This window comes from Streptomyces sp. NPDC050997, from assembly GCF_040660135.1.
Lineage (GTDB): Bacteria > Actinomycetota > Actinomycetes > Streptomycetales > Streptomycetaceae > Streptomyces.
On record NZ_JBFAGK010000005.1, the window covers coordinates 76,986 to 92,849 of the forward strand.

A 15,864-nucleotide genomic window follows, 5' to 3' on the forward strand; every position below is an offset into this window, starting at 1 on the left:
CTCCATGCAGGTCACACGCCGTCGCAGGCGTGCCGAGAAGGAACGTTTCAGCCTTCTCGGCAGACGCCTCGGCCGCCGGATACCCCTGCTGACGACGGGCACCACCGCTGTCGCCCTGGTCGCCGCCGGCACCGCTTTCGCCCAGACGAACCAGTTCGGCACCGACCAGGTCGGCCAGGTCACCGATCGCGGCCAGGTCATCTCCAGCAACCAGTACATCGCTCCGTACGGCGATCGCCTCGTCGTCAACAACGGCAAGATCATGTCGTCCTCGGTCAGCCCGGACGGCACCCACCTCGCGGCCGCGGTCACCGACGGTGGGGCGGCGTTGTCCATCGTGGACCTGAAGAGCTGGAAGGTGCAGCAGCTGGTCAGCGCCTCCGCGTCTTCGAACCCGCGCATCAGCAACACCAGCGTGGGCCAGGAGGGCCCCACCTACTCGCCCGACGGTACGCAGCTGTGGCTGGGGCAGACCGACGGCTACACCAGGTTCACGGTGAACCCCGACGGCAGCGTCGCCAACCCGACGTCCGTCAGCATTCCGGCGGACGGGGCCAAGCACGCTCTGGTGGGCGAGGCGGTGTTCTCGCCCGACGGCTCCACCGTGTACTCCGCCGTCAACGGCCAGAACCGCGTGGTCGCCATCGACGCCTCGACCGGGACCGTCCAGCGGAGTTGGGCCGTGGGCAACGCCCCGCGTGACATGGTCAAGGTCGGCGACAAGCTCTACGTCAGCAACGAGGGCGGCCGTCCGGCGAAGCCCGGCGACACCACCATCAACTCGTACGGCACCCAGGTGCCGGCCGACCCGAAGACGGCGGCCACCACCACGGGCACGGTCAGTGTCATCGACCTGGCGAACCTGTCCGCCGCCGTCGGAAGCATCAACGTCGGTCTGCACCCGACCGCGTTGTACGCCAAGAAGGGCGCACTGTTCGTCACCAACACGGCCACCAACGACGTGTCGGTCATCAACACCGCGAGCGACAAGGTCGTCCAGACCATCGCCACCCAGCCGTGGCCTGAGGCGTCCGTGGGCTACGAGCCCGACGCGGTGACACTCACCGACGACGGTCATCTGCTGGTGACGCTGGGCCGTGCCAACGCGGTCGCCGTCTACCGGTACACGAGCCCGCAGGAGCCGGTCAGTTACGTCGGTCTGCTCCCGACGGACTACTTCCCCGCGGAGATCGCCACCGTCGGCAACCAGGTCGTCGTCTCCAACACCCGTGGCATCGACGCCCGCCGTCCCACCACCAGCGCCGGGCACGCCACGCACGACACCACGTCCAGCCTGCAGCGGTTCACGCTGCCGAGCGACAGCGTCATCAAGTCCCAGACGGCCAAGGTCTTCCAGCAGAACGGCTGGACCGGCGGCTCGGTCACGCGGGCCGAGGGCACGAGCCACGCGAAGCCGGTTCCGGTCCCCCAGCGGCTCGGCGACCCGTCGACGATCAAGCACGTCTTCCTGATCGTCAAGGAGAACCGGACCTACGACCAGGTCTTCGGTGACGTCCCGCAGGGCAACGGCGACCCGTCGCTGGCGGAGTTCGGCGAGAACGTGACGCCGAACCAGCACGCGCTGGCCGAGCAGTTCGGGCTGTACGACAACACGTACGACATCGGCACCAACTCCGCCGAGGGCCACAACTGGCTGATGCAGGCCGACGACCCGGAGTACACCGAGTCCTCGGCCGGTGAGTACCAGCGCAGCTACGACACCGAGGACGACGCTCTCGGCCACCAGCGGACCGGCTTCCTGTGGACCGGCGCGCAGGCCGCCGGGAAGTCCGTACGGGACTTCGGTGAGTTCCAGCAGTTCCTGACCAAGCCGGCGGACGCGAGTTGGCAGAACCTGTACTGCGACTCCAAGAACATGGCGGCGACCGGGCAGGGCACCGCCTACCCGCTGAACTCGTCCTCGCCGATCCCGTCGCTCAACAGCGTGTCGGTGCCCGGCTTCCCGAAGTTCGACACCAGCGTCCCGGACATCTACCGGTCCGAGATCTGGAAGCAGGACTTCGAGAAGAACGGGCCGGCGAACCTGAACATGTTCTGGCTCTCCAGCGACCACACCGGCGGCCCGGCGAACGCGCCCGCCCAGGTCGCGGACAACGACCTCGCGACCGGCAAGATCGTCGACGAGATCTCACACAGCTCGTACTGGAAGGACTCGGCGATCTTCGTCGTCGAGGACGACTCCCAGGCCGGCCTCGACCACGTCGACGGCCACCGTGCCCCGATCCAGATCATCAGCCCCTGGGCCCAGCACGGCACGGTCGACAACCACTACTACTCGCAGATCACCATGATCCGGACCATCGAGCAGATCCTCGGGGTCCACCCGATGAACCAGAAGGACAGCGCGGCCACCCCGATGCGTGGGGCGTTCACCCCGCGCCCGGACTACACGCCGTTCAAGGCGCTGCCCAACCGGACCTCGCTGACCGCGGGCCTGTCGACCCCGCCCGCCTGCGGCGTGGACACCCCGGCGCCGCAGGACCCGAACGCGGCCGCCGTGCCGTCGGCGAAGGTGCCGGCGGACAAGCAGGCGCTCGCGGCGCAGTGGGAGACGTGGAAGTCGAAGCAGCGGCTGACCGGTCCGAGCGCCGTGCCCGACTTCGCGAACCCCGCGCAGATGAACCACTTCACGTGGTACGAGACACACGGCTGGAAGAAGCCGTACCCGGGCGAGGACAAGATCTTCGCCCCGAAGGACGTGCCCGGCGCCTACATCCCGTCGTCGGAGTCCGACGGCTGACGCACGCTGATCACCACAAGGTCCCTTGGCCGGCGGTGACGCCGGCCAAGGGACCTGGGAGAAGAGAGCTCAGTCGTCCCGTCCGATGTTCTCGCTCGGCAGGAACGTCTGGCGGGCCCACAGGCCCAGCAGTGCCGTCCCGCCGACCAACAGCGGCACCGGGTCGCCGGCATGAGGTGCCAACGCGTATCCCAGCGCCGTGACCGTGCAGACGGTCAGGGGAATGAAGGCCGCGGCTCCCTCTATCCCCGAGCGCAGCGCGGGCCGACCCGCGGCCAGCACACTCGCCCCACCCGGCACCCATGGACTGACAGCAGCCACCAACAGCCCCGCGGTGACGCAGACGTCGGCCAGTTGGGAGGACATCGCCTCAGGCCCAGGTGCGCCGGCCGTCCACAGTCGCAGGCTGTCGCCGATCAACGTCAGGGAAAGTCCGGCGACGCCCACCCACAACGTGGCCCGCTGGTCGCCCCGTACGAGACGTAGCAGTGCGAGCAGAAAACTGAGGAACACGACTTCCGACGTCCACAGGACGCCGACCATTCCCGTCTCCAGCCGCCAGCCGTCACCGGCTCTCCCCAGGAGTACCCATCCCGCCAGGAACACGGCCCCGGCCGTGACGGCCCCGTCAAGCACACGCCGAAGCCACGCGTGCGGACCCGTACCGGCATCGGCCGCGACTACCAGACCGGCCGCCCCCAGGCCGACCGCCATGGTCACCCCGGTGAGCACCACCAAACCGACCGATCCCCGCACGTCCGGTTCCCGCGCCGGTTGAGCCGACAGCACGGCGATCGCCGTCCGGTAGGCACCCCCGGCGGCCGCGGAACCCGCCAACAGCAGCAGCCGCGTCCGCACCCGCCCCCGCGCGCCCCGGACGCGGAACAGGAGCGAGACCGTCAGCAGCCAGCAGCCGACCGACATCCCGAGAGCCATCATCCGTGCCGCCCGACTCTCGACGGCCCACCGTCCGCGCACCACACACCCGTACTGGTCCAACGGCAGCGACTCGTGTGGATCCTGCACACGTCCGGAACCCTCCCCAAGCCCAACATCAGGTGCGCCTTCAACCGCCCGCGCCCGCGATGCCTCCCGTACGGCCGCCGGAGCCGTGCACGACCGTATGAGACTCACCACCTGCACAAAGCAGAAAAGTCAGCTGATTCACTCGTGTTGCGTAAGTGGGTTTAGGGGTGCCGGTGCCGACATCGCGTCCACCGCCCGGCACATCGCAGTGATCTGCATCATCACAGCCTGTTTCCCGTGATGTCGGTCGGTCGGGGCGCGCTGGACAGGTCGGGCCGCGCTGGGCGCGTCGGCCGCGGTCGCCTTCGCCGCCCCGGACGTTCGTCGGTCGGCGGCGCGGGCCTGTCGGGCTCGACGTACTACACCAAGGGCGCCATCACCGCGCACTGGACGACCACCACGCCGGGCTCGCTGATCTCCAGGTTCGAGCTGCTGGTGGACGGGAAGGTCGCCGCCACCGCCTCCGGTACGGCCGCCTCGGTCGGCGCCGCCCTGCCCCTGGGCGGCCACACCGTCGCCGTACGGGCCGTGCACCAGTCCGGCAGGACCGCGACCACCGCCGCGCTGAGCGTGGTGGCGGAGACGACCGCGCCGACCTTCACCACCACGCCCAAGCTCTCCCTGCGGACCGGCACCGTGAACACGACCGCCGTCCCGGTGACCCTCGGATGGAGGGCCACCGACGACAAGGCGCTGAAGTCCGTGCAGTTGCTGTCCCCGACGACGGCCACCTTCGGCCCGACCACGACCAGCTCCAGCCGCACCGCCAAGTCCGGTGCCGCCTCCACCTGGTCGATGAAGGCGTCCGACCACGCGGGCAACACCCGCACGTCGTCCCCCTCCTTCACGCCGGTGATCCTGCAGGAGACCTCCGCCGCCAAGTCCGGTACCTGGACCAAGACCTGGTCCGGCAGTGCCAAGCACACCGTCAGGATCGTCGTGGTCGGCACCAGCGGGCGTCCCGCCATCACGACCGACGGCCTCGTCTACCTCAAGTAGCCGTCCTGTTAAGCCCCGTCGGCAGGTTCGATCCAGAGGTTCCTGAAGCGGACCTTGTTCCCGTGGTCCTGGAGCCGGATCGCGCCCGCCGCGGCCGATTCGGCGTCGCCACCGCCGGTCGGGCCGTCCACCGCGACGTTGTCGTGGACTGTCCTGCCGTTCCACACCACGGTGATCCTGGCGTCATCCGTCTTCTGGCCTGCGGCGTCGAAACGGGCCGCACGGAAAACGATGTCGTACGTCTGCCAGGTTTCGGGTGCGGTGGCGGCGTTCAGGTCGGCGGCCTTCTTGGTGTAGATGGCCGCGGCCTCGTTCGAGGCGAGTTTCTCCACCCCGAAGGAGTCCAGGATCTGGATCTCGTACCGCTCCTGGAGATAGATGCCGCTGTTGCCGCGGTCCTGCCCGGTGACGTCGTCCGGCAGCTTCGGCACCCGGAATTCGGCGTGCAGCCTGAAGTCGCCGAAGGACTGTTTGGTGCGGATGTCGCCGCAGCACACCTCGATGGAGTCCTCGGCGCTGTGCGGCCATTGGGCGCTTCGGCCGTCACTGTGCTGCCATGCGGTGGCGAGGCTGCCGCCGGAGAACAGGTCGATACGGCTGACCGGTCGGCGCACGTCGATCATGTCGAGGTTGACATTGCCGGTGTCCTCGGGCCGGTAGGTGTACGTGATGGTGTTGCGTCCCTTGCGGAGGGCGAGCCGCTCGGTCCGGGTGGACCAGCGGTTCCAGGCGCCGGTGGAGGGGAGGCTGGTCTGCCGCGCCTGTCCGCCGTTGACGCTGACGCTGATCGTCTTCGTGCCGGTGAAGGGGTTGGGGCCGTTGGCGTAGCGCAGGCCGATGTCGTAGCCGCCCTTCGCGGGTGCGTCGACCTCGAAGGTGGCGGTGGCGCCCTCGGCGTTGAATCCGTCGACGAAGCCGCCGCCGGTGTAGCCGGCATGCTCGGTGTCGATGTCCGCTCCGCCGGACAGACGTGCCGATTCGGCGTCGTACGAGGTGATGGGCTGCTCGGGACCGGGGCGTGCGTTCAGGGTGTACCAGGCCTCGGTGGACCAGAGTTGCTCACCGTCCACCGAAGCGAAGGGGCGCGGCGAACGCACATGCACCACCCGGTCGGTCTTCAGGCCGGGGATGGTGAGCCGGACCATGCGACGGTCGTCGGATATCCGGGCCGCCGCGACGGGAAGGGCCTCCTCGTCGACCTTGGGGCCCCCGTACGCCGGGGTGGGGGCGTAGCGCCACTGCTCGACCGAGTAGGCGCCGCTCGTCACGGCAGCGGCGGTCTCCTCCGACAGAGGCTCGGTGTAGGTGATTTCGAAGCCGTCACGGGTGGCCCGCATGGTCTTGATGTCGAAGACGCTCTTGCCGTTCGGCGTGAGTTTCTGAAGGCCGAAGCGGAGTTTGCCTTCCTGGCCCCAGTTCCCGTCGGCGCCCAGGCCGCCCGCGTAGATCGCGCCGTCCGGTCCGGTGCTGATGCGGGTGATGCCGGCCTCGAGGCCCTGTGTGTGCCGGAACACCGCGCCCTGGTATTCGCCGTCCACCTTCTCCAGGTCGGCGCGCTGGATTCCGCCGTAGGTGACATCGCCGAAGAGCATCTGCCCGGCGAAGGGCCCCTTCTTCAACAGCATAGGTGTGCTGGGTGAGTTGGCGATCTCGTTCTGCGGCAGCCAGAGCACCGGCTTGGTGACGGTGGCGTTCTCGAACGGGCCGTCCGGGTTGGTGTGGTGGTTGAAGAACCGGCCTGGCTTGATGTGAACCAGTTTGGAGGCGGGCAGCCAGCCGCCCTGGTTGTCGGTGACGAAGAGCTCGCCCTTGGGTCCCCGTCCGATCCCGTTCGGTGTGCGCAGGCCGCCGGCCAGGTAACTGACCTTTCCTGTCTTCTTGTTCACCTTGATGGTGGTGCCGCGGTTGGGGGCGGGCTGCGGATCGGTCGTCGCGCCGCCGTAGTTGATGGCGACGGACAGGTTCAGATAGAAGTTCCCGTCCTCGTAGAGCAGTCCGAAGGCGAACTCGTGGAAGTTCCCTCCGTACGGCCACTCGGCGACCTTGCGGATCTCGCCCGCGGTGTTGTCGCCGTCGGTGTCGGACAGCTCGGTGAGCTGGTGCTTCTCCGAGACGTACAGCTTTCCGTCGACGTACTTGATCCCCATCGGCTCCTTCAGGCCATCGGCGATCTTCTTGTAGGTGACCTTCTCCGGACCGGTGTCACCCGTGACGTTGTCGAGGATGTACACCTCTCCCTGCGTCTGGGTGCTGCCGCCCCACGTGGTCACGGCGAGCCGGCCGCCCGGCATCCAGTCCATCGCCGAGACCTGCGGCTCGAAGCCCTCGGGACGCAGATCGGTGAGGGTGTAACCCGGGTTGACCGAGGTCAACGGGAGGCCGTCGCCGGGGGTGTCATAGGTGCCCTCGCACTCCTTACGGCCGGGGGCGGTGACCCGGACGACACCGGCGTCGGTACTGAGAACGGAGTTCGGGACGAGGGTGAACTCGTCGGCGCCCGGCGGCTTCCACTGGAGGGTGACCTGCTGTCCGCCACCGCGGTCGAAGTGGTCGATGCGCAGGGCATGGTAGCCGGGGGTGAGCGTGACCTCGCCGTCCTTGGGCTCCGCGCCGTGCAGTCCGTCGTGGTCGATGACCTTCTCGTCGCCGAGGAAGAGGCGGGAGCCGTCGTCGCTGATCAGACGGAAGGCGTACGTGCCGTCAGCGGGAACACTGATGTTGCCGATGATCTGCGACACGAAGTTGTCGGTGAAGCCGAAGCCCTCGGTGGAGGACCAGTCGACGGTGGGGATCAGTCTGTCGACGTTGGGCGTCTGGGCGGGCTTGAGGTCGCAGAGCTCGCTCAGCGGGGACTGGAGGTCGAAAACACGGAGGGTGACACCGGGTTCCTGGGGCGGCAGATCCGCGTACGGCTTCTCCCCGGCGCCGGCGACGGGGGCCATGAGGCCGCCCGCGAAAAGGACCGTGAGAAGTAACCCGGCGGTTCTTCGTGCTCTACGGCGGCTACGGCGGTTACGACGGGGGCTCGGGGACTTGCGTGGCGTCACTCTTCCTCCTGCTGGGCGCTGCGAGGCGACGCGCCGGGGTGGCCGCGTCCGCGGAGTGGAGTTCGTGCACGTACGAGTGGTACGGCGGCGTTCCGCGGTGATGCACGCGGACTTCCGCACGAAAGCGACGCCCAGCGTACGAACGGCATACGAAACCGTCCATACTTTGTCCTCAGAAAGGAGAAACTGGTGGAGAGTGGGGAGCAGACGGCCCGGACAGCGCGCCCCGGTTCGCCTGCTCCGGGCCTGCCAGGATCAGGGACTCAGGATGTGGGGCCTCAGGATGTGGGGCCTCACGATGTGGGCCAATCCAGCTGCAGCCTCAGCCGTACCTCGGTCACGCTCACGTCCTGCGGAGCGCCGAACGCCCGAACCATCAAGCCGGCGTTGAGGTCGGTGACCTCCAGAGCCAAGTGCTCGGCCCCTACCCGCAGGTCGATCCTTGCCACGGGCTGGCCCGAGAAGTCCGGCATGCGGTGGATCCGCGCCGCCGGGTAGTTCAGGCTCGTCAGCTTGTTCCGCATCTCCTCGTACGTGGCTGTGTCCGTCCGTAAGAACGCCCCGCTGATGCGCAGTTGGTGCTTCTGGGCGGCGCACACCTCGCTCGAGGTCAGCGGCACCGGGTCGACCAGGATGGGCTGAGTGGTGTCGGGGGTCGGCTGCGCTGCCGTGGTGCCGGCCAGGGAAGTTGACGTCACGTCATCGACGCCGCTGGATACGTCCGGGTCACAGTTCTGCGAGAGGAGGCTCGCCATCTCGAGGAACCGTGCCTCCGCGTCGTCGTAGCTCGCCGCGACGGTGGTGACCTTGGAGGTCTGATCGGCGGTAGCGTTCTGCGCGCCGAAGCCTGCCAGGACGACGACGCCGCCGAGCGCGGCCGCCAGCAAAGGCTTCGGGAGGAAAAATGATCGCATATCCGTACCATGCAGGCTGCTGACGGCCACTCACATGAGTACCCGTACTCAATCCGCCGGAGCATCAGCTCAGCAGCGAGCCTCAGTGGCGGTGGTGGTGGCGGTGGCGGTGGTGGTTGTGGCGGTGGCGGCCCCCACGCGCGCGTCCCCGCGACCGCCGGGCGTCTCCTGGGTGCTGGACACAGCGCTGGATGCAGGCGGGTGATGGGGCGTCAAACGCCGTTGTCAGTGCCTCCCCATAAAATGAAGGCATCACTCGGGGAGCCTCGGAGGGGGAGCACAAACGTGTCCGCAAACAAGATTCAGCACAAGGTGAATCACGTCGCGCTGGTAGTGGACTGTTCGGGTTCAATGCGTCCGCACGAGAGTCAACTCATTCGGGTTGTGGACGAGTTCGTGGCGGGGTTGAAGTCCGAGTCCGACAGCCTCGGCCACGAAACACGGATCAGCCTCTACTCCTTCGACCACAGGGTGGAGAACCTGGTCTGGGACATGGACGTGAAGCATCTGCCGTCCATGCGAGGGCTGTACCAGGTCAACAATGGCGCTACGGCACTCATCGAGGCTTCTCTGAAGTCTCTGGACGACCTGGGCCATATCTGGGAGGAATACGGCGAACACAGCTTCCTCCAGATCGTCGTGACGGACGGTGAGGAGAACGCCTCCGGCGGCGACAGGCGGCACGACGGCGACATGACCATCCTCGGCCCCTGGCTCGACAAGATCACGGCGAAGATGAACGGGCTTCCGGGCCACTGGACTTCCGCGATCCTCGTTCCGAACTCCCTGGCCAAGCGCACCGCCCAGAACTACGGATTCCCAGCCGGGAACATCGCCATCTGGGATGCGGATTCCCAGAAGGGCGTCGAGGAGGCGATCGGCACCGTGCGCGCCGCCGCCACCAGCTTCCTCCGCGGGCGTGAGCAGGGGGTGCGCGGCACGAAGAACCTGTTCGCCGTCGGCCAGGACATATCGGTTGACGAGGTGCGAGCGAACCTCGAACCGATTCCGGCTGACAGGTACCGGCTCCTGAAAGTCGACAAGGAAGTCGAGATTCGCCCCTTCGTCGACTCTCATCCGGGAGTGACGTACGAACGTGGTTCGTGTTACTACCAGCTGGGCGCCCGGGCTCAGGTTCAGCAGAACAAGGAAGTCATCGTGGTCGAGAAAGACACCGACCGCGCCTATACGGGCGACGCGGCACGCAGCCTTTTGTTCGGTACGGGTGTCCAGGGAACCGTCTCCGTGAAGGCGGGGAACAACCCCAAGTTGGAGGTCTACGTTCAGAGTCGTTCGGTGAATAGGAAACTCAAGCCCAAGACGCGTCTGCTCATCATGCTCTGAAATCAATGAGCGAAGAGCGGGGTGGCCCGGCTGGGCGGACCGGCCTGTCGCGGGACGGCCGCGGACACCGCGGAGGCGCCGTGCCGGGCCTCGTCCGCGGCGATGAGCGCGCTCGCGGTCAGGGGCGGGCCGTCGTTGTCGGACGCGGCGGCCATCAGCCGGGCCGCCGGCTCCGCTCCGGTCTCCGGCGGGATGATCAGCAGGTCCCAGCGGCCGGTGCCGTAGGAGAGCAGCAGCAGCTTGTGCGGGTCGATTTCCGGGGTGAACCAGCCGACCTTGACGGTGTGGCCGTCCACGGGAATCTGGCGCGGGATGACCGGCCACCACATCGGGTTGACGGCAATGCGAGTGATGCGCCCCCACAAGGGGTCCAACACGTCGGTCAGCGAGGGCAGTTCGCTCAGCAGGTCTCGGGAGCGGGGCCACCAGGCACCGTCGAGGAGTCCACGGGAGGTGCCGTCGGTCTTCAGGGCGAGACGCGCGGCCGGGGCTGCGACGGGCTCGGGGTGCGGCAGGGGTGAGTGCAAGGTCGCCGACATGGTGCGGACCCGTCTCCGGGCCGCCTCCACGGCGACCCGGGTTTCATCTCTCGCCGAGAACGACCCGGCGTGAAAGCCGGTGTGCGAAATGCCCTCGGTACTGTCGACACTACTCCGTGCTCGGCCGCGACGCGCAGTAGTGGCCGACTAGATGCGGAGCAGTCGCTGGGTGATCTCCCGGTACTGCCTCAGTGTGTTCCGGAGTTCGTCGGACTGTGCGTCGGGGTCCTGGTCCTGCCAGTCGGCGCGCAGGAGACGCCGTCGTTCCGCGAGGGCGTTCACGAGCTGGGCGGTGGCTTCGTCGTAGGCGCTCTCGGCCTCTTCCAGCGCCTCGTGCGGGGTGTCGGCGAAGGTGTTGATGGCGTGCCGGAGACGCTGGACGATCTTGTCCTGTTCGCCCGACGAGAGCAGCGGCTCCGGGCCCGGGCTGCGGCGCCCGGCCGAGCCCGGGGTACGGCCCGCGGACTGCTGGGCGCGCGCCTGGTCGTACATCATCGGGGGCCGCTTCCGTTCCGCCTGAAGGCGGCCTTGGTCTTCTCGACGGCCTGTTCCATGCTTCCGGAAACCCGGTCGACCCTGCCTCGGCGTTGCAGTCGCCTGTTGCCGGTGACCCGGCCTAGCTCTTGCGTGATCCTGCCCTTGATCGTCTGCGCCTGGTTGCTGATGGTCCGTAGCGTCATGCCGGCCTCACTGTTGTCCGGTGGGTGGGTTCTCGCGGGGTCTGGGCGAGGCGGTCGGGGAATGCTTCGCCGTGAGTTCCGGAGTCGCATGGCCCTGCACCGTGCTGCCGGTCCGGGTCCGGCGACGGCCCGTGTCAACGCGGTGGCCACACGATCCGGGCCGCCTCGTCACGGCCGGGGCGGTGACTCCGATGGTCACATCTCCACCGCCAGTCGGCCGAGCTGTTCGGTGCCGGCGTCGTACGACGTGGAGGGGTCGTCGCCCTGTTCCGCCGCCATGAGAGCGGTAGCCGTCGACTGCGGGGCGGTGGTCGCGCTTGCGGCGGCCATCAGCCGGTCGGCCGAGGTGGCGTTGGTCTCCGGCGGAATCACCAGGAGGTCCCAGCGGCCCGACGTTCCGGACAGCAGCAGGATCTTGTGCGGGTCCAGTTCGGTGGTGAACCAACCGACCTTCACCACATGGCCGTTGACGAAGATCTTGCGCGGGATGATGGGCCAGTAGCGGGGGTTGACCGCTATACGGGTGATCCGTCCCCACAGCGGGTCCAGTACGTCGGCCAGCGTGGGGAGTTCGTGGCTCAGGTCACGTGAGCGGGGCCACCAGGCGCCGTCCAGCTCGACCTGTCCCGGGGAGGGGCTCACGGGCTTGAGGGCGAGGCGTGCGGCCGGCTCCCTGAAGGGCACGGCGCGTACCGCCTGATGGTCGGTGATCGCGGACATCATGCGAACCCGTCCCCGGACCTCTGCGCGTGGGCAGCTGTCCGGTGTCGTTGCTCACCAGGAACGACACCGGAATCGGGGCCGGTGCGCGAAGTGCTCCCGATGACCTCACGCTACTCCCCGAAGCGGCCGAACGGGCCCCTCCCGGAGATCCCCTCACTTCCGGCGGCCGTCCTTGCCCAAGCAGCGGCTGGCCTCCAGCCAGGATCGCGCCGGTTCTGCCGCACGGGTGGCGTCCACGGTGAGCTGGAGGCGGGTCCCTCCCCCGTTCCCCTTGGGCACTCATCCGCGGACCGGATCCTTCACCCTGCCCCGGTGTGCCCCCCGGGTCTCCGCGTGTGACCAGCGAGCTTTCCGAGATCAAGGGTGCGGCGAACTCTCCGGCGCGGTGTCCGCCCTGCGGCCGGGCGCGGCAGGCGACCGGCGCCCGCCGCGCGGCGACTCGGGACGGCGGTCGGAGGACGACTGCACGCCGGATGCCCCGCTCGCTACGGTCGCGACGCCGCCCGGGGCGCCTCGTGAGCGTGCGGATACTCCGCGGTGCGGTTCTGGAAGGCGAGCACCTTGAGGTTCTGGACGACGCCCTGGCGGATCTCGATGGCGCGCCGGATCGTCTCGTTGACGTCCCAGGCTTCGGGGCCTTGGAGCACGACGTCCAGATACGGCAGGAGGGCCTCGCTGTTCTCCCAGGTCGCGGAGTTCCACAGGTAGGAGGGGCTGTGGTCCACCCCGTAGTACCTGACCTGGTCGCCGACGGTGAACATCGGGTCGGTGAAGGTGGTGGGCCGGGCCCAGTCGAAGCCCATGCCCTCGTCGCAGGAGACGTCGATGACCAGGGTGCCGGGGGCCAGCTTGGGCAGGTCCTCGTCTATCAGGAACATCAGCGGCGCGTCGGTGTCCTGCAGCACGCAGTTGACGATGATGTCGTGCCCCGCGAGGAACTCGGCCAGCGGCAGCGGGCCGTCCTCGGTGAGGGCGACACTGCGTCGCGGGTCGAGGGTGTCGTCGGCCTTGTCGTGGTCGAAGTGGACGATCCGCGCGGAGTGGATGGGGGAGCTGACGGCGGTGACGCCACGCGCGGTGAGCACGTCGACGTCGTGCACGCCCAGGGCGCCGAGCGCGGTCACCGCGCCGCGGGCGGTCGCGCCGAAGCCGATGACGACCGCGCGCTGCCGCCGCCCGTAGTCACCTGTCACGCCGGTCAGCTGCATGGCGTGCAGGACCGAGGAGTACCCGGCCAGCTCGTTGTTCTTATGGAATACGTGCAGGTTGAAGGAGCCGCCGCGGGTCCAGTGGTTCATCGCTTCGAAGGCGATCAGGGTCAGCCGCCGGTCGATGGCGATCTGGGTGACCTTCTCGTCCTGGACACAGTGCGGCCAGCCCCACAGAACCTGCCCCTCGCGCAGTTCCGCCAGGTCTTGGTGGAGCGGTTTGGCCAGCAGGATGACATCGCAGTCGGCGATGAGTTCCTCACGCGTGCGGATGCCGGCGACGAGCGGGGCGAGCTGACTGTCCGGGACGCCGAAAAACTCTCCGTAGTTTTCCTGGACGTAGATGCGCTTGCGGAGAGCGGCGTCGATGCGGTCGAAATGAGCAGGGTGAACGGGCAGACGATGCTCGTTCTCCTTGCGGGTCTGCGACATGATTCCGAGCGTGAGCTGCTGCAAAATGCCCCTTTGATTACTCCTTTTTTAGCACACCGGGGCAGTCCGGTAGCCGGTCGCGGCGGGCGGGGCCAGGGGCGGCGCACGGGCGGGAGCCGGGTCCGGGCGACCCCGCGTGGCTGGTCAGCTCTGTCGGATGCGCCCTTGGTCGACGCTCGCGCGGGCCTGAAGGCGCTGCGCCCCGAGGGCAGACATGCCGACCGACCCTGGTGATGAGTTTTCGCGCCCGCACCCGTCACACCTACGTCACACCTACGACGGGACACGACGAGGCGGAAGGATGACGTGATGAGTACGGACACGCGGCTGGAGGAGCTGGGCGTGAGCGGGCTGGACGAGGTCGACGAGCCGACGTTCTCGGCGCTGGCCGAGCGCCACCGGCGGGAGCTGCACGTGCACTGCTACCGGATGCTCGGGTCGTTCGAGGACGCCGAGGACACCGTGCAGGAAACGTTCCTCCGTGCCTGGCGGCGGCGGGAGACCTTCGAGGGACGGTCGACGTTCCGGGCCTGGCTGTACCGGATCGCCACCAACGCCTGCCTGGACCTGCTCGCCAAGTGCCGCCCGGAGCCCGCGACCGGCGGCGAGGTGTTGTGGCTGCAGCCCTACCCGGACCGGCTGCTCGACGAGCTGTCCGCGGGCGACGCGGACGAGCCGGAGACCGTCGCCGTCGCGCGGGAGACGATCGAGCTGGCGTACCTGGTCGCAGTCCAGCACCTCGCGCCGCGCCCGCGGGCCGTGCTGATCCTGCGGGACGTGCTCGGCTGGCCGGCGAAGGGCGTCGCGGAGCTCCTCGGGGACTCCGTCCACTCCGTGAACAGCGCGCTGCAGCGGGCCCGCGCCGGCATGCGGGAGCACCTGCCCGCCGAGCGGCAGGACTGGACCGGCGGCGAACAGGACGCCGGGACGCGCGAGCTGGTGCGCCGCTTCACCGAAGCCAGCGTCGCGACCGACGTCGACAGGATCGCGGCCATGCTGCGGGACGACGTCCGGTGCTCGATGCCGCCCACGCCGGGCCTGAACGTCGGCCGCGACGCGGTGGTGAACGACTGGGTCGAGAGCGGCTTCGAGGGCATGAAGGGCCTGCGCGCCGTCCTCACCTCCGTGAACCGGCAGCCCGCCCTTGCCTTCTACCTCTGGCGGAAGCAGGAGGGCGCGTACCTGCCGCTGACGATCGACGTCCTGCGGATCACCGGTGGGGCGATCACCGAGATCGTCATTTTCCACGACGACCAGTTCCCGCGGCTCGGGCTGCCGGAGCGTCTGCCGGCGGACGGCACGGAGTAGTCCCGGTGTGGACGCTCGCGCTTCGCGGTGGCGCGCGTGTCGCGGTGGTCGCGGCGCAGTGGTGCGACGCGTTCGGCATCGTCACCCGCGGGCGGGTGCAGCTGGAGCTGCGCGACGGCGAGCCCGGGCCGGTCCTCGGACGCGGCGCCGGGTTCTGGCTCCGCGGCACCGGCGTCCGCGCCCTGCGGAACCCCGGCCGTCGCACGGCGAGGGTGCGCGTCGTCACCCCCAGGGCCAGGACCGTCACCTGCCGGTCGACACACCCGTACGCCAGTTACCGACTGATGGAGGAACGACATGAGCAGCATGAATGACACCGGGGTCGTCGCAGGCCCGGCATCGGGCCGGACCAGCCGCACCCACCGACTCCGCGGGCTCGCCGGCACCGGCTTCATTGCCGCGCTCGCGGCGATGGTGGCCACCACCCTCGCCGCTGCGCTTGCCCAGGCCGTTGGCGTCGACTTCGAGGTCCCCGATGGTGGCGAGACGATCCCGTTGTCCGGGTTCGCCGTGGTGACCGGCTTCTTCTCGGTCGTGGGCATCGTCATCGCAGTCGCTCTTCTTCGTTGGAGCGCTCGCCCCGTCAGGCGATTCGTGTGGACGGCGGTGTCGCTGACCGCGATCTCGTTGGTCCCGCCCCTCCTCTCCGGGGCAGACACCGCCACCACCACCGCCCTCCTCGGGCTACACCTCGTCCCCGCGACGGTGATGATCCCCGCCCTGGCGCGGAGCCTCCGCACCCGGACCGATTGACGATCCCGCAACGGGACAACGCGCGGCGCAAGGGCGTACGCGAGCGCGGTGATTCGATGAGGTCACGACATGGGTTGCGCTTCGATGACGGCGAATGTTCCGGCGGGAGTCACGAGTTCGACCGGGATGT

Annotated in this window: 13 protein-coding genes and 1 pseudogene; 6 read left to right on the forward strand and 8 right to left on the reverse strand. The window is 68.6% G+C overall.

The window, feature by feature from the left end:
• Positions 1-4 precede the first annotated feature (4 nt).
• Positions 5-2,761, forward strand: a complete 2,757-nt coding sequence (locus AB0H86_RS13140) for an alkaline phosphatase family protein (protein WP_362436613.1) — start codon at positions 5-7, stop codon at positions 2,759-2,761.
• A 69-nt stretch (positions 2,762-2,830) separates the two neighbouring features.
• Here the strand turns inward: AB0H86_RS13140 and AB0H86_RS13145 are convergent, their stop codons facing one another.
• Positions 2,831-3,787 (reverse strand): hypothetical protein, encoded by a 957-nt coding sequence (locus tag AB0H86_RS13145; RefSeq protein ID WP_362436615.1) that lies wholly within the window; start codon positions 3,785-3,787, stop codon positions 2,831-2,833.
• Positions 3,788-4,108: 321 nt separating this feature from the next.
• Between AB0H86_RS13145 and AB0H86_RS13150 the strand changes: the two are divergent.
• A pseudogene (locus tag AB0H86_RS13150) lies at positions 4,109-4,786 on the forward strand (hypothetical protein); the annotation flags it as partial.
• Positions 4,787-4,794: 8 nt separating this feature from the next.
• Here the strand turns inward: AB0H86_RS13150 and AB0H86_RS13155 are convergent.
• Both AB0H86_RS13155 and AB0H86_RS13160 read right to left on the reverse strand, forming a co-directional pair.
• Positions 4,795-7,728 (reverse strand): family 16 glycoside hydrolase, encoded by a 2,934-nt coding sequence (locus AB0H86_RS13155; RefSeq protein ID WP_362436617.1) that lies wholly within the window; start codon positions 7,726-7,728, stop codon positions 4,795-4,797.
• Positions 7,729-8,126: 398 nt separating this feature from the next.
• Positions 8,127-8,777 (reverse strand): hypothetical protein, encoded by a 651-nt coding sequence (locus AB0H86_RS13160; RefSeq protein WP_362436619.1) that lies wholly within the window; start codon positions 8,775-8,777, stop codon positions 8,127-8,129.
• Positions 8,778-9,032: 255 nt separating this feature from the next.
• Between AB0H86_RS13160 and AB0H86_RS13165 the strand changes: the two genes are divergently transcribed.
• Positions 9,033-10,091 carry a vWA domain-containing protein gene (locus tag AB0H86_RS13165; RefSeq protein ID WP_362436621.1) on the forward strand — a complete coding sequence of 353 codons (1,059 nt, stop codon included), beginning with the start codon at positions 9,033-9,035 and terminating at the stop codon, positions 10,089-10,091.
• A 2-nt stretch (positions 10,092-10,093) separates the two neighbouring features.
• Here AB0H86_RS13165 and AB0H86_RS13170 read toward each other — a convergent pair whose 3' ends face one another.
• The 5 genes from AB0H86_RS13170 to AB0H86_RS13190 all read right to left on the reverse strand — a co-directional run bounded on the left by AB0H86_RS13170 (position 10,094) and on the right by AB0H86_RS13190 (position 13,697).
• Positions 10,094-10,630: a DUF5994 family protein gene (locus AB0H86_RS13170; protein ID WP_362436623.1), complete on the reverse strand. Its 537-nt coding sequence runs from the start codon at positions 10,628-10,630 to the stop codon at positions 10,094-10,096.
• Positions 10,631-10,777: 147 nt separating this feature from the next.
• Positions 10,778-11,125, reverse strand: a complete 348-nt coding sequence (locus tag AB0H86_RS13175; RefSeq protein WP_362436625.1) for a hypothetical protein — start codon at positions 11,123-11,125, stop codon at positions 10,778-10,780.
• Positions 11,122-11,310 (reverse strand): CsbD family protein, encoded by a 189-nt coding sequence (locus AB0H86_RS13180; protein ID WP_362436627.1) that lies wholly within the window; start codon positions 11,308-11,310, stop codon positions 11,122-11,124. Before AB0H86_RS13180 ends, AB0H86_RS13175 begins: the two co-directional genes overlap by 4 nt.
• 195 nt (positions 11,311-11,505) lie before the next feature.
• A complete protein-coding gene (locus tag AB0H86_RS13185; protein ID WP_362437338.1) occupies positions 11,506-12,030 on the reverse strand; it encodes a DUF5994 family protein in 525 nt (174 codons plus the stop codon).
• A gap of 488 nt (positions 12,031-12,518) precedes the next feature.
• The gene (locus AB0H86_RS13190) at positions 12,519-13,697 is read right to left on the reverse strand and encodes a N(5)-(carboxyethyl)ornithine synthase (protein WP_362436629.1); all 1,179 of its coding nucleotides are present in this window, start codon (positions 13,695-13,697) and stop codon (positions 12,519-12,521) included.
• Positions 13,698-13,982: 285 nt separating this feature from the next.
• On the opposite strand from AB0H86_RS13190, the gene AB0H86_RS13195 reads away from it, so the two are divergent.
• Genes AB0H86_RS13195 through AB0H86_RS13205 form a run of 3 tightly spaced genes read left to right on the forward strand, consistent with a single transcriptional unit; the run spans position 13,983 to position 15,734 of the window.
• A complete protein-coding gene (locus AB0H86_RS13195) occupies positions 13,983-14,981 on the forward strand; it encodes an RNA polymerase subunit sigma-70 (RefSeq protein ID WP_362436631.1) in 999 nt (332 codons plus the stop codon).
• Positions 14,982-14,986: 5 nt separating this feature from the next.
• Positions 14,987-15,295: a hypothetical protein gene (locus AB0H86_RS13200; protein ID WP_362436633.1), complete on the forward strand. Its 309-nt coding sequence runs from the start codon at positions 14,987-14,989 to the stop codon at positions 15,293-15,295.
• Positions 15,279-15,734 carry a DUF6069 family protein gene (locus tag AB0H86_RS13205; RefSeq protein ID WP_362436635.1) on the forward strand — a complete coding sequence of 152 codons (456 nt, stop codon included), beginning with the start codon at positions 15,279-15,281 and terminating at the stop codon, positions 15,732-15,734. Before AB0H86_RS13200 ends, AB0H86_RS13205 begins: the two co-directional genes overlap by 17 nt.
• Positions 15,735-15,864: the final 130 nt, after the last annotated feature.

Bases quoted from the DNA above. Each gene is read 5' to 3' on its own strand.
- AB0H86_RS13140 (WP_362436613.1), top strand. From the start codon at position 5: ATGCAGGTCACACGCCGTCGCAGGCGTGCCGAGAAGGAACGTTTCAGC.
- AB0H86_RS13155 (WP_362436617.1), bottom strand. From the start codon at position 7,728: ATGGCCCCCGTCGCCGGCGCCGGGGAGAAGCCGTACGCGGATCTGCCG.
- AB0H86_RS13170 (WP_362436623.1), bottom strand. From the start codon at position 10,630: ATGTCGGCGACCTTGCACTCACCCCTGCCGCACCCCGAGCCCGTCGCA.
- AB0H86_RS13175 (WP_362436625.1), bottom strand. From the start codon at position 11,125: ATGATGTACGACCAGGCGCGCGCCCAGCAGTCCGCGGGCCGTACCCCG.
- AB0H86_RS13180 (WP_362436627.1), bottom strand. From the start codon at position 11,310: ATGACGCTACGGACCATCAGCAACCAGGCGCAGACGATCAAGGGCAGG.
- AB0H86_RS13185 (WP_362437338.1), bottom strand. From the start codon at position 12,030: ATGTCCGCGATCACCGACCATCAGGCGGTACGCGCCGTGCCCTTCAGG.
- AB0H86_RS13195 (WP_362436631.1), top strand. From the start codon at position 13,983: ATGAGTACGGACACGCGGCTGGAGGAGCTGGGCGTGAGCGGGCTGGAC.
- AB0H86_RS13205 (WP_362436635.1), top strand. From the start codon at position 15,279: ATGAGCAGCATGAATGACACCGGGGTCGTCGCAGGCCCGGCATCGGGC.